The organism is Frigoribacterium sp. Leaf164 (assembly GCF_001423665.1).
Classification (GTDB): Bacteria; Actinomycetota; Actinomycetes; order Actinomycetales; family Microbacteriaceae; genus Frigoribacterium; species Frigoribacterium endophyticum.
This window is the reverse complement of the sequence record NZ_LMOX01000001.1, coordinates 452,448-465,790: the sequence shown is the minus strand read 5'-3', so window position 1 is coordinate 465,790 and position 13,343 is coordinate 452,448. Positions and strand designations below refer to the sequence as shown.

Here is a 13,343-nt window from a genome sequence, read left to right as displayed (position 1 = left end):
GGAGTCGCCCCGCGCCTCCCGCACGCCGGTCACGCCCCCGAGGGGGCACCGACCACGGCCCCCGGCCGACACGACGCCGCCCGCCCCGACGAGATCGGGGCGGGCGGCGTCGTGCGTGCGGGCGCGGCGGGTCAGGCGGTCGCCAGCCCCCGCGCGCGCACGAGGATCGGCCGGTGGTCGCTGACCCCGGCCGGCAGCGTGACGACGTCCTCGATCGTGAGGTCGTAGCTCGTCGCGAAGTCGAAGTGGCCCTTCACGTAGCGGTAGCCCAGGTACGTCGGCGTGCTGCTGCGGGTCAGCGTGAAGCCGTCGCGCTCGATGCGCTTCTTCAGCCCCCCGTGGAACCACGGGTAGTTGAAGTCGCCGACCATGAGCATCGGCACGCCGGGGGCGAGCGCGCGCATCAGCTGGTGCGCCGACTCGACCTGCTTCTTGCGGAGGCCGTTCGTCGCGGTGAGCGGCGCCGCGTGGAACGAGCCGATCAGGACGTCCTGCCCCGACAGGCGGTCGTGCAGGTGCATGGCCAGCAGGCGCTCGTGCGCGGGCGACATGACGCGGTCGTGCATCGACTTCTTCAGCGCGTAGACGTTGGTGCCGAGCAGCTCGAAGCGCTCGGCGCGGTAGTAGGCCGCGAGCCCCAGCCGGTTGTTGCGCGTCGACGCGGCGAGCGTGTACGCGCCGAACGCCTCGGGGATGTCGTTCGTGTCGGCTTCCTGGAGGCACAGCACGTCGGCCGTGTGGTCCTCCGCGAGGGCCTGGATCTCGTGCTTGGCGGTGTGCTCGCGCAGGTTGTAGCTCACCACGCGCATCGTGTTGCCGGTCTCGTCGTCCACGAGTGACGAACCTAGTCCCTCGATGTTTCCATCAGGTGCAGGCTGCGCGCGGAGGACAGCGTGGTCGACCCGACACACGACGGAGGCGGCCCGCACCTCCCCCAGGGAGCTGCGGACCGCCTCCAGTCGCGTCTGGCCGTCAGGCCGTGAGGCCGTAGGCCGTCGGGCCGCTACGCCTCCGGCGTGCGCTCCGTCACGGCGACGCTGCGCAGGCGGCGTCGTCCGATCACGGCGGCCGCGAGGCCGGCGAGCAGCAGGGCCACGCCCGCGGCGATCATCGGGGCGACGTCCTGGCCAGTGAAGGCCAGGTCGCTCGCGGCCGGCGCGGCGTTCCCGCCGCCCGTGCCGCCCGCTCCGCCGGCGCCGGGAGCACCCGTGCCGGGGGCGCCGGCACCGGGGTCGCCGGGCGCCGGGGCGGGCGTGCCCGGGTCGACGGGCGCGGTGACCGCGGGGCCGGAGTCGACCGTCACGTAGGTGACGCGACCGGTGGCCCCGTAGACGATGCGGCCGAGGTACTGCGACTCCGGCTCGAGGCCCGTCCACGACGCCGTGACGACGGCCTCCTGGTTCGAGGCCAGCGTCAGGGTGGTCGGCGAGACCGCGAACGACCCGGTGTACGCCGACGGGATCAGCGTGTAGGCGTCGAGGTCGTAGGTCATCGTCTCACCGCCCGAGTAGTACGCGACCTCGAGCAGGTAGCTGCCGGCCTCGGGCTCCGTGATGTCGATCTGCTCGTCCGCGGCCGAGGTCGCGGAGGTCGCGGTGATCGCCACGGGGGTGCCCGTCGCGTCGAGCTCGTAGAGCGTCAGGTCGAAGTCGACGGGCTCGTCGACCGCGGGGGCGTCCGCTCCGCCGGCCGTCAGCTCGTAGCGCACGAACTGCGTGTCGGCCGGGATGGTGACGTCGACGTAGTCGAAGTCGCCGACCGTGCCGCTGCCGCTCGTCCGCTCGCCCTTCACCAGGCCCTCGGCCGACAGGGCCAGGGTCTGGTCGCCGCCCGAGGTGATGGGCGCCTCCGCGCTGCCGGTGACGCCGGTGCCGGTGATGTCGCTCGGCACGTCGACGGCCACGGGGCGGACCGCGAGCGGGCTGCGCACCGTGTGGGCGCCTCCGTCCGTCCAGGTCAGGTAGCCCGTCGTGTACTGGTCGTACGCGGCGGTGGTGCGGGAGAAGGTCACCTCGTACGAGGCGGTCTGGCCGGCACCCGTGAACGACAGGGTCGAGGGCGAGACGGTGGTGGCCACACCGGGCAGCGACACGGGCTGGGCGGTGTACGTGCCTGCCCCGGTCGACGTCACGGTGCGGGTCACCGTCGTGGAGTTGAGCAGCGCGCCGACGGCGATGGAGGCCTGGTTGAGCTGCGAGCCCTCGGCGCTGCCGAGGGTGGCGATGTAGCTGTCCCAGTCGGCCACGCCGCTCAGGTAGAGCAGGCCGGCGTCGAACATGTCGGCGGGCTGCACCTGGCCGGCGCCCTGGGCGAAGACGTCCTGCGAGGGCGCGCCCGTGGTGTCGACGGTGTCGCCGGCGGTGGTCATCATGGCCGACTTCACCTCCATGGGAGTCGCGGTGGGCGTCACCGAGAGGTAGAGCGCCGCGAGGCCGGCCACGTGGGGCGACGACATCGACGTGCCGGAGAGGAACTCGTAGGTCGCCGCGGCGCCCTCCGCGTTCGCGCCGGCGGCGAGGATGGCGACGCCGGGGGCGGCGACGTCGGGCTTCAGCACGTTGCCGCCGTCGGCCTCGACCGGGCCGCGCGACGAGAAGCCGGCGACCTGCGGCGTGGCGGGCTCGGGCTGGCCGGTCGGGTTGCCGTCGAGGAGGGTGACGGTCGAGGTGCCGGGGGCGGCGGCGGCGTGCAGCGCGGTGTAGTTCACGTTGCCGGCGCCGGCGTCGACGTGCACGGTCGGGACGACGTGGGCGTCGACGTCGACCGAGCTCGGGGTCTTGTTGACCAGGACCATGCCGATGCCGCCGGCGCGCTGCACCTCGGCCGACTTGGCCGTGCGGTCGGTGACGCCGCGGTCGCAGAGCACGATGGTGCCCGTGACGAGCGCCGGGTCGAGGGTGCCTCCGGTGCAGTACGACAGGTCGGTCCGGTCGACGCCGGGCAGGCCGGACGACAGCGCGTCGACGAAGCGGCCGGTCACGCCGGCCGGGTCGGTCGACAGCGAGGTCGAGCCGCCGAGGTAGTTCGTGACCACGCCGTCGGGCCCGGTCACCGACGCGGTGGCGTCGTAGCTCGGGATGGTGCTGGCGGCGACCGTGGTGATCCACGGAGCGGCGTTGTCGAGGGTCGACGCGCCGGGGCCCGAGTTGCCGGCCGAGGCCGCCACGAAGATGCCCGCCGCGGCCGCGTTGTAGAACGCCTGGTCCGTGAGCGAGTTCGTCGACGTGGCGCTGCCGCCGCCGATCGAGTAGTTGATGACGTCGACGTTGTCGGCGGTGGCCGCGTCGATGGCGCTCAGCAGGTCGGCCGTGGCGCAGCCGTCGGCGACCTCCGCCGAGACCTTGCCCGTCCAGCAGACCTTGTAGGCGGCGACCTTGGCGTCGGGGGCGACGCCGGAGATGTCGCCGAAGTCGCGGCCGTTGATCGTCACGGGCACGTCGGCGTTGCCGGCGGCCGTGCTGGCCGTGTGCGAGCCGTGGCTGTCGCCGTCGCGGGGCGAGACGTACTCGCCGTTCTGGGCGGTCTCGATGCGGTCCTCGCCGAAGCCGGCGAGGAAGTAGCGCGCCCCGACGATCTTCGTGCTGCAGTCGGTCTCGTCGAACTGCTGACCGCGCTGGCAGACGCCGGTGAAGGTGCCGCCGTCGGACTTCTCGTAGGAGATGCCCGCCGCGGTCGTGTAGGGCACGGTGTCGCTCGGCGTCGCGGTCAGCGCGTCGCCGGCGAAGGAGGGGTTCTCGGGGGCGATGCCGGTGTCGATGACGCCGACGACGACGCCCTCGCCGGTGCCCTGCGTGCCCCAGACGCCGTCGGCGCCGGAGAGGCCGAGGTAGTCGGTCGACGGAACGGCCGTCGTGTGCAGGATCTCGTTCTTGACGACGGCGGCGACCTTCGACGACCCGACGAGCTGCTTCGCCTGGGCCGCCGTGAGGTCGGCCGCGAAGCCGTTGGTGGTGACCTGGTACGTCGCGACGGGGGTGACGCCGACCGAGCCGGCCACCGCCTCCTGCTCGCTCTGCAGGTGCTCGACGTACTTCGACGTCGCCGGGTCGGTGAGGTCGACCCCCTCGTCGGGCGTCGCGGTCGCGGCGAAGCCGGACTTCCCGCCGTCGTAGGCGGTGACCGCCGGGTCGCGGAGCGTGACGACGTAGCTGCCGTCGGTGAACTCCGAGTCGCTCACGACGACGGGCCCGTCGGCGGCGGACGCGGCGGTCGCCGGGAGCGCGATCGCCCCGGCGGCGACGAGGCCGGTCACGAGCAGGGCGGTGGGGTACAACGGCCGTCGACGGCCGGACGATCTGATCACGGGTGCCTTTCGCATGCCGCGGCCCGTGCCGCGGTCTCCCGTAAGAGTTACCTGAGAATGCGCCGACCCCACTACGGGGGGACCTGGCCGGAGCAGGCCAGTGACCTCACTCGGCCACGATGTTTACCTCCGCGCAACGGGACGGGGTACGCCCGGTGTCCGCCTCGTGACCCCCTGGCGACGCTGCTGGGCGAGCCCGGGGAGGAGGCTGGACGAGGGCTGTCGGGGCGGGGCGGGGCGTACCATCCGAGCCTCGTCAGACCCAGCCGCGCCGCGCCGCCTCGACGCCGGCGTGGAACCTGTTGCTCGCGCCGAGCTCGTCGAAGAGGTCACGGAGGCGCCGCCGCAGGGTGCGCGGCGAGACCCTGAGCTGCGCGGCGATGACCTCGTCGGTCGCGCCGGCGGCGACGAGCGCGAGCAGGTCGCGCTCGTCGACGGTCGGCGGGCGCGACGCCGTCGGGACGCCCTCGAGCACCGCGCCCTCGTCGCCGCTCGTCGCGGCCGCGAGCCGGGCGGCGACCTCGGCCCAGTCGGGCGAGCCGTCGACCGAGGCCGTCGGCAGGGCGGGCACGGGCAGCGCGGTGCGCCAGCGCGACTCGAACAGGTCGCAGAGCGCCGCGATCAGGGCCGGCGACTCCGTGACGAGGGCCTCGGGAGGCGCGGTCGGGTCGTCGAGGGGGCCCACGGAGACGAGGGCGACGGCCCGGTCGGCCACCGCCAGCTTGACCGGCAGGTCGTGGGTGACCCGCGCCTCCTCGCCGTGGGCGCCGAGCCGGTGGATGCCCTGGAGGCTGCCGTCGCCCGTGAAGCTGGCCACCGTGTAGATGGCCCGCCAGCGGACGCCGCGGCCGAGGGCGCCCCGCTCGACGGACTCGTTCGTCGCGACGACGTAGGGCGGGCGGTCGAAGGCCAGGAACTCGTGGCGCGCCCGGTGCTGGAGGCGCGAGTACCAGTCGCCCACGGCGGCGTGCCCGGTCAGGACGGTGGTCGAGCCCGACGGGTCTGCCTGGCGGCGGCCGTCGTCGAAGAGCGCCCCGAGGTCGGTCACCGCGGTGCGGGCGTCGGCGAGCTGCTCGTCGCGCGCCGCGACGAGCGCCGAGACGGCGACGCGGGGGTCGACGGCCCCGTAGCCGGCGGTGCTCGTGCCGTCGGCCGCGACCGTCCCGTCGGCCGTGCGGTGCACGAGGCCGAGGTTGCGCAGCTGCTCGAGGGCCGTGACCACGGTCGCCACGTCGAGCGCGCGGACGGCCGAGATCGTGCCGACGTCGACCGTGTCGCCGCTCGACAGCACGAACTCGTAGACGTCGGCGGTGACGGCATCGATGCCGAGGGCGGCGAGCGAGGGCAGGGGCATCGTCCCATGGTGCACGGTCGTCGGGCTCCGTGACGACATCTGGACCAGGCGGTCGCGCCTCCCTCTTGGTAGCGTCGTCGGGATGACCCCCCGACGGAACGCGCGATGAGCGGCGAGGCGACCACCGCCTCCGGCCCCTCCGTCGACCTCCGGCGCAGGTCGCTCCGCTGGCCGGCCCTCGACCTGGCGGGCCGCTTCTCCGGCCGCTGGCCCGGGCTGCTGGCCCTGTACCTCGTGTCGCGCGTCTTCTCGACGACCATCCTGTTCGTGGTCTACGAGGTCGCGACCCTGACCGGGGCGGCCTTCGTCACGCCCGGCAGCGAGCGGTCGTTCCTGGACTTCACCGTCTCGTGGGACAGCGACCGGTACCGCACCATCGCCCTGCACGGCTACCCGGGCACGCTGCCCACCGACGCGGCGGGCGAGGTGCTGCCCAACGAGTGGGCGTTCCTGCCCGTCTTCCCGACCCTGTGCCACCTGCTGATGGTCGCCACCGGGATGAGCTTCGCGGTCGCCTCGGTGCTGATCGCCACGGCCGCCGGCGCCGGTGCCGTCATCGTGCTGCACCGCCTCCTCGAGCCCCGCGTCGGGCACCGGAGCGCGTTCTGGGCCGTGCTGCTCTTCTGCTTCGGCCCGCTGTCGTACGTGCTCAGCGTCGGCTACGCCGAGAGCCTGTCGCTCTTCCTGCTCTTCTCCGGCGTGCTCGCGCTGCAGCGCCGCCAGTACCAGCTCGTGCTGCTCTGCGGCGTGGTGGCGGCGTTCACCCGGCCGGGGGCGCTCGCGCTCGCGCTCGCCCTCGCGATCCACCTCGTCGTGCGCTGGCGCACCGAGCGCGCGTCGCTCGACCGGCGGGAGCTGACGCGCATCGTCGTCGCGGGGCTCGTCGTCGCCGCGGCCGGGCTCGCCTGGCCGGTCGTGGCCCACCTCGCCACGGGCGAGCCGGACGCCTACCTGCAGACCGAGATGGCCTGGTGGGTCGACTACGTCGGGCGCCCCGACTTCGTGCCGCTCACGCCGTGGTTCATGCTCGCGGGGCGGTGGCTCGGGGTCGCCGGCATCGCCCTGGTGCTGCTGATCATCGCCCTCGCGGCCTGGTGGCTCAGCCGAGGGTCGACGGCACAGCTCGGCCACGAGGTGCACGGCTTCGTCGTGAGCTTCGGCCTCTACCTGCTCGCGGTGTTCCTGCCGCAGCAGAGCCTGTTCCGCCTGCTGATGCCGCTGACGCCGCTGCTCGGCACGCGCGCGATCGGCGAGCGGCCGTGGCTGCGCCGCAGCCTGCTCGGCACCAGCCTCGTGCTGCAGCCGGTGGCCGCGGTGCTGCTCTGGCTGTACGTCGCGCCCTGACCGCCGGGGCGGGCGCCCGCGGCGCCGCCGCCGGGGCGGGCACGCGCGGGGCGACCGCCTGAGCGGGCCCCGCGGCGCGACCGTCTAGGCGGGGACCCGCGCCGTCGACTCGGCGAGCAGCGCCACCGACCGCAGCCGGTCGGAGGTGCGGAGCGACGCGTGCGCCACGATGACCTCGTCGGCGTCGGCGCTGTGCGCGAACCGGCTCACGTAGTCGGCCACCTCGTCGCCGGTGCCGACGCCCGTGTAGGTCGTCATGCTCGCGACGTGGCCACCGGCCGGCGTGCGGAGCAGGTGGTCGAGCTCGTCGTCGCTGAAGGTGCGGTCGACGGTGACCTGGCCGCTCTGGCGGAGCAGCATCATCAGGCGGGCCCGCTTCATCTCGGCGAACTGGCGCTGGGCGTCGTCGGCGTCGTCGGAGGCGATGGCGTTGACGCCGGCGAGCACGTACGGCTGGTCGAGCTGGTCCGACGGCTGGAACTCCCGGCGGTAGGTCGCGACCGCCTGGTGCAGGGCGTCGGGGGCGAAGTGCGACGCGAACGCGTAGGGCAGGCCCAGCGCCGCGGCCAGCTGGGCGCCGAAGAGCGACGAGCCGAGGATGTAGAGCGGCACCGCCGTGCCGGCCCCGGGCGTCGCGCTGACGCCGGGCACGCGGGACTCCCCCGCGAGGAACGCCTGCAGCTCGAGGACGTCCTGGGGGAAGCGCTCGGACGACGCGGGGTCGCGGCGCAGCGCGCGGAACGTGGCCTGGTCGCTGCCGGGGGCCCGGCCGAGCCCGAGGTCGATGCGCCCCGGGTGCAGGGTCTCGAGCGTGCCGAACTGCTCGGCGATGGTGAGGGGCGAGTGGTTCGGCAGCATGACCCCGCCCGACCCGAGGCGGATGGTCGAGGTCTGGCTCGCCACGTGGGCGATCAGGACGGACGTCGCGCTCGACGCGATCGACGACATGTTGTGGTGCTCGGCGTACCAGACGCGTCGGTACCCGCTCGCCTCGGCCTGCTGGGCGAGGGCGACCGAGGCGGCGAAGCTGTCGCGGGCGGTCTCGCCGGGGGCGATCGGAGCGAGGTCGAGGATCGAGAGGGGAACGGTCATGGTGGGCTCAACCACGGAGGCGCGGGTCGTGTTCCCGACGCCCGGACGCCGAGGAGGCGGCCCGCACCCCGTTCAGGGAGGTGCGGACCGCCTCCGGCCCGATGGCGCCTAGAGCCCGCGCGCCAGGCGGTGGTACGCGGCGTTCCAGCGCACCTCGCGGCTGAACTCGCGCATCGTGGTGTGCTCGTCGATGATCAGCAGCTCGGTCTCGAGGATGCGCGCGAGGTCCTCGAACGCCTCCAGGCCGACGGCCGTCGACATCACCGTGTGGTGCGCGGCGCCGGCGGTGAGCCAGGCCTCGGCCGACACGGCGAACGACGGGCGGGGCTCCCACACGGCGCGGCCGACGGGCAGGTTCGGCAGGTCGGCGTCGGGGGCGACCACGTCGACCACGTTGACCGTCAGGCGGAACCGGTCGCGGACGTCGCTCATGGCGACGACGACGGCCTCGCCCGGGTCGGCCGTGAAGACCAGGCGCACCGGGTCGTCCTTGCCGCCGATGCCGAGCTCGTGCACCTCGAGGGAGGCGCGGCCCGCGGTGAGCGTCGGGCTCACCTCGAGCATGTGGGCGCCGAGGATCTTCTCGGCACCGGGCACGAGGTGGTACGTGTAGTCCTCCATGAGGGAGGCGCCGCCCGGCAGGCCGGCGCCCATCACGGCGGCGGCGCGCACGAGCACCGCGGTCTTCCAGTCGCCCTCGGCGCCGAAGCCGTAGCCCTCGGCCATGAGGCGCTGCACCGCGAGGCCCGGGAGCTGCTTCAGCGCGCCGAGGTCCTCGAAGTTGGTCGTGAAGGCGCTGAAGCCGCCGGCCTCGAGGAAGGAGCGCAGCCCCAGCTCGATGGCGGCGCCGTCGCGCAGCGACTGGTGGCGGGCGCCGTCGGCGCGCAGCTCGGGGGCGAGGTCGTAGTCGCGCTCGTACAGGGCGACGAGGTCGTCGACGGCCTGCTCCGGGGCGGCCGCGACGGCCTCGGCCAGCTCGTTGACGCCCCAGGTGTTGACCTGCACGCCGAACGCCAGCTCGGCCTCGGTCTTGTCGCCCTCGGTGACGGCGACGAAGCGCATGTTGTCGCCGAAGCGCGCCAGCTTGAGCGAGCGCATCGCGGCGGCCCCGGCCGCGGCGCGCATCCACGTGCCCACCTGGTGCTGCACGCGGGGGTCGCTGACGTGGCCGACCACGGTCTTGCGGGCGACGCCGAGGCGGGTCTGCACGTAGCCGAACTCGCGGTCGCCGTGCGCGGCCTGGTTGAGGTTCATGAAGTCGAAGTCGATCTCGCCCCAGGGCAGCTCGACGTTCGCCTGCGTGTGGAGGTGCAGCAGCGGCTTGCGGAGGGCGTCGAGGCCGCCGATCCACATCTTGGCCGGGCTGAAGGTGTGCATCCAGGTGGTGACGCCGATGACGCTGTCGTCGAGGTTGGCCTCGAGCATCGTGCGCTTGATCGACTCGGCGTCGGTGAGCACGGGCTTCCAGACCAGCTCGACGGGCACGTCGGAGGCGGCGGCGAGCTCGTCGGCGATGGCCCTCGACTGCTCGGCGACCTGGCGGAGCGTGTCTTCTCCGTAGAGGCCCTGGCTGCCGGTGAGGAACCAGACCTGCTTCGAGGCGAGGAAGGCGACGGGGTCGACGGTGTTCGGGGTGGGGCTGGTCATGACAGGTCTCCTGAGGGCTTCTGGCCGTACACGTTCTGGTACCGGTCGAAGAGAGCGTCGATGCTCTCGGCCGGGATGGGCAGGGGTGCGCCGAGCTGGCGCGAGAGGTGGATGGTGCGGGCGACGTCCTCCGTCATGACGGCGGCCTTGACGGCGTCGCGGGCGTCCTTGCCGATGGTGAAGACGCCGTGGTTCTGCATCAGCACCGCGCGGCTGCGGTGGCCCTCGAGCGTCTGCACGATGCCCTCGCCGATCGACTCGTCGCCGATGATCGCGAACGGCCCGATCGGGATCTCGCCGCCGAACTCGTCGGCCATCGCCGTGATGACGCACGGGATCGCCTCGCCGCGGGCCGCCCAGGCCGTGGCGTAGGTGGAGTGCGTGTGCACCACTCCCCCGACCTTCGGCATGTGGCGGTACACGTAGGCGTGCGCCGCGGTGTCGCTCGACGGGCTGCGGTCGCTGCCCGGGCTGCCGGCGACGACGGTGCCGTCGAGGTGGCAGAGGATCTGGTTCTCGGGCGTGAGGTCGTCGTAGTCGACCCCGCTCGGCTTGATGACGAAGAGGTTCGTGCCGGGCACGCGCTGCGACACGTTGCCGCCCGTCCAGACGACGAGGCCGTAGCGGGTCAGCTCGGCGTGCAGGTCGCAGACGGCCCGGCGGGTCTCGTCGATGGCCGACTCGGTGGCGCGGTCGATGAAGGTCATGCGCTCGCCCCCTCGACGGCCGGGGCCTCGGACTCGCCGGAGGCGCGGGCCGGGTCGACGGCGTCGGTCGCCGCCCGGCCCGAGCCGAGCGCGTCGCGGCGGATCGCCTTGAGACGGTGCATGACGTCGTTGCCGCCGCGCCCGAACCAGTCGTGCAGCAGCAGGTACTCCGCGTACAGCGCGTCGTACGCGTCGGCCGCGTCGGGGTCGGGCGTGTAGGTGGCCCGGTCGACGCTGCCCATGGCCTCGCCGGCGACGCGCGTGTCGGGGTAGGCCCCGGCCGCGACGGCGGCGTGGATGGCGGAGCCGAGCGCGGGGCCCTGCTCGCTGCGGATGGTCGAGATCGGCAGGCGGAGCACGTCGCTGTAGGTCTGCATCAGGTGGCGGTTCTTCAGCAGGCCGCCCGCGGCGATGAACTCGGTGACGGGCACGCCGGAGTCGTTGAACGCCTCGACGATGCGACGCGTGCCGTAGGCCGTGGCCTCGAGCAGGGCGCGGTAGCCCTCCTCCGGCGTGGTGCTGAGCGTCTGGCCGACGATGACGCCGGAGAGCTCGTGGTCGACGAGCACCGAGCGGTTGCCGCTGTGCCAGTCGAGGGCGACGAGGCCGTGCGCCCCGACGGGCTGCTCGTAGGCGAGGTCGGTGAGGTGCTGGTGCACGCTCTTGCCGGCGGCCTCGGCCGCGTCCACGGCCGACTGCGGCACCTGGTTGCGGACGTACCAGGCGAAGATGTCTCCCACGCCCGACTGGCCGGCCTCGTAGCCGTAGAAGCCCTCGGTGATGCCGCCGTCCACGACGCCGCACATGCCGGGGACCTCGGCGAGCTCGGAGCCGTTCATGACGTGGCAGGTGCTCGTGCCCATGATGGCGACCATCTGGCCGGGCTGCGTCGCCTTGGCGGCGGGGGCCGTGACGTGCGCGTCGACGTTGCCGACCGCGACGGCGATGCCCTCGGGCAGGCCCGTCCAGCCGGCGGCCTCGGCCGTCAGCGTGCCGGCCGCGGAGCCGAGCGCCCCGATCTCGTGGGCGACCTTCGACTCGGCGAAGTCGGCGAAGTCGGGGTTCAGCGCGGCGAGGAACTCGCGGCTCGGGTACTCGCCGTCCTGGAGGATGCCCTTGTAGCCGGCGGTGCAGGCGTTGCGGACGTAGCGCCCGCTGAGCTGCCAGATGATCCAGTCGGCGGCCTCCACCCAGTGCTCGGTCGCGGCGTAGACCTCCGGGTCCTCCTCGAGCAGCTGGAGGCCCTTGGCGAACTCCCACTCGCTCGAGATGAGCCCGCCGTAGCGGGGCAGCCACGACTCGCCGCGCTCGCGGGCGAGCTCGTTGATGCGGTCGGCCTGGCCCTGCGCGGCGTGGTGGCGCCACAGCTTGACGTAGGCGTGCGGGCGGCCGGCGAACTCGGGCAGCTCGTTGAGCGGGGTGCCGTCGGCGGTGGTCGGCACCATCGTGCAGGCGGTGAAGTCGGTGCCGATGCCGACGACGCTGGCCGGGTCGACGCCCGAGGCGGCGAGGGCCTCCGGGACGGCGTTCTTCAGCACGTCGACGTAGTCGCTCGGCACCTGCAGGGCCCACTCGGCGGGCAGGCGCTCGCCGGTGCCGGGCAGGGTGCGGTCGACGACCGCGTGGGGGTACTCGAACGTCGCGCTGCCGAGCTCGGCGCCGTCGGAGACCCGTACGACGACGGCCCGTCCGCTCAGGGTGCCGAAGTCGACGCCGACGACGTGGGAGTCGGCGTGGTCAGGGGTCGCTGCCATGGAACATCCTTGTCATGGTGGTGAAAGTGAGCGCTCACATTGTGCCACGTGAGCGCTCACGCGTGCAATCGCGCCCCCGGTCGGAGGCGCGGGTCGGCTAGTGCCGGGGAGGCGCGGTCGAGAGCCGCACGACGAGCTCGGGGGCCATCGGGGCGACGGGCGTCTCGTCGCCGCCGAGCACGGCCTCGACCGTGTCCATGATGCGGCGGCCGAGGGCCTCGAAGTCCTGGCGGACGGTGGTCAGCGGCGGGAGGAAGTGCTCCGCCTCGGGGATGTCGTCGAACCCGACGATGCTCACGTCGCCGGGCACGCGGACGCCGGCCTCCGTGAGCGCGTGCACGACGCCGAGCGCCATCTGGTCGTTGGCGCAGAACACCGCGGTGACGTCGTCGCGCCGGGCGAGCTCGCGCCCCAGGGCGTGGCCGGAGGCGGGGGTCCAGTCGCCGCGGAGCAGCACCGAGGCGTCGAGGCCGAGCCGCGCGCAGGCGTCGCGCCAGCCGCGCTCGCGGTCGCGGCCGTCCATCCAGGCGTCGGGGCCGGCGACGTGGGCGACCGCCCGGTGGCCGAGCGACGCGAGGTGCTCGACCGCCCGCTCGGCGCCGGCCGCCTGGTCGATGGAGACCGGGTGATGACCGTCGTCGGCGACGCTGTCGGCCGTGACGAGCGGCACCGTCACGTCGGCCGAGCGCAGCACGTCGAGCGCCTCGGCGTCGGGGGCGATCAGCACCACCGCGGCGACGGCCTGGCCCACGAGCGCGTCGACCGCCTGGCGGACCCCGTCGGCGTCGTCGCTGTCGAGCGTCGCCATCGACACCTGGTAGCCGGCGCGCCGCGCGGCGCCGTTGAAGCCGTGCATCGTGCTGGACGGCCCGTAGAACGGGAACCCGGTGCTGATCAGCCCGATCGAGCGCGTCTTGCGGCTGGCGAGGGCCCGGGCGGCGAGGCTCGGGCGGTAGCCGAGGGCCTCGACGGCGGCGTCGACCTTGGCCTTCGTGACCGGGCGGACGGTGGGGTCGCCGTTGACGACACGGGACACCGTCTGGTGCGAGACGCCGGCAGCCCTGGCGACGTCGAAGAGGGTGGGCACGGAGACGATCCTAGGGAACGAGGGCCGGGAGCCGGGCGGGTGCCCGGCCGTGCTG

General features: G+C 73.7%; 9 protein-coding genes. 1 reads left to right on the top strand and 8 read right to left on the bottom strand.

What is annotated here, in order from left to right; all coding sequences use genetic code 11:
- Positions 1-131: 131 nt before the first annotated feature.
- The 3 genes from ASF82_RS02070 to ASF82_RS02060 all read right to left on the bottom strand — a co-directional run bounded on the left by ASF82_RS02070 (position 132) and on the right by ASF82_RS02060 (position 5,657).
- The gene (locus ASF82_RS02070; protein WP_369814241.1) at positions 132-833 is read right to left on the bottom strand and encodes an endonuclease/exonuclease/phosphatase family protein; all 702 of its coding nucleotides are present in this window, start codon (positions 831-833) and stop codon (positions 132-134) included.
- A gap of 170 nt (positions 834-1,003) precedes the next feature.
- A complete protein-coding gene (locus ASF82_RS02065; protein ID WP_156369890.1) occupies positions 1,004-4,303 on the bottom strand; it encodes a S8 family serine peptidase in 3,300 nt (1,099 codons plus the stop codon).
- 256 nt (positions 4,304-4,559) lie between these two features.
- A complete protein-coding gene (locus ASF82_RS02060) occupies positions 4,560-5,657 on the bottom strand; it encodes a LuxR C-terminal-related transcriptional regulator (RefSeq protein WP_056052768.1) in 1,098 nt (365 codons plus the stop codon).
- A 105-nt stretch (positions 5,658-5,762) separates the two neighbouring features.
- Here ASF82_RS02060 and ASF82_RS02055 point away from each other — a divergent pair, with 105 nt between their 5' ends.
- Positions 5,763-7,001, top strand: coding sequence for a mannosyltransferase family protein (locus ASF82_RS02055; protein WP_156369889.1), 1,239 nt, complete (start codon positions 5,763-5,765; stop codon positions 6,999-7,001).
- An 84-nt stretch (positions 7,002-7,085) separates the two neighbouring features.
- Here the strand turns inward: ASF82_RS02055 and ASF82_RS02050 are convergent, their stop codons facing one another.
- The 5 genes from ASF82_RS02050 to ASF82_RS02030 form a co-directional block, all read right to left on the bottom strand.
- Positions 7,086-8,093 (bottom strand): LLM class flavin-dependent oxidoreductase, encoded by a 1,008-nt coding sequence (locus ASF82_RS02050; RefSeq protein ID WP_056052763.1) that lies wholly within the window; start codon positions 8,091-8,093, stop codon positions 7,086-7,088.
- Positions 8,094-8,201: 108 nt separating this feature from the next.
- Positions 8,202-9,740: an L-arabinose isomerase gene (araA, locus tag ASF82_RS02045; protein WP_056052759.1), complete on the bottom strand. Its 1,539-nt coding sequence runs from the start codon at positions 9,738-9,740 to the stop codon at positions 8,202-8,204.
- Complete coding sequence (locus tag ASF82_RS02040; protein ID WP_056052756.1) at positions 9,737-10,447, bottom strand: L-ribulose-5-phosphate 4-epimerase; 711 nt, start codon at positions 10,445-10,447, stop codon at positions 9,737-9,739. Before ASF82_RS02040 ends, araA begins: the two co-directional genes overlap by 4 nt.
- On the bottom strand, positions 10,444-12,201 hold the full coding sequence (araB, locus tag ASF82_RS02035; protein ID WP_056052751.1) for a ribulokinase: 1,758 nt from the start codon (positions 12,199-12,201) through the stop codon (positions 10,444-10,446). Before araB ends, ASF82_RS02040 begins: the two co-directional genes overlap by 4 nt.
- A 97-nt stretch (positions 12,202-12,298) precedes the next feature.
- Positions 12,299-13,288 (bottom strand): LacI family DNA-binding transcriptional regulator, encoded by a 990-nt coding sequence (locus ASF82_RS02030; protein WP_056052749.1) that lies wholly within the window; start codon positions 13,286-13,288, stop codon positions 12,299-12,301.
- Positions 13,289-13,343: the final 55 nt, after the last annotated feature.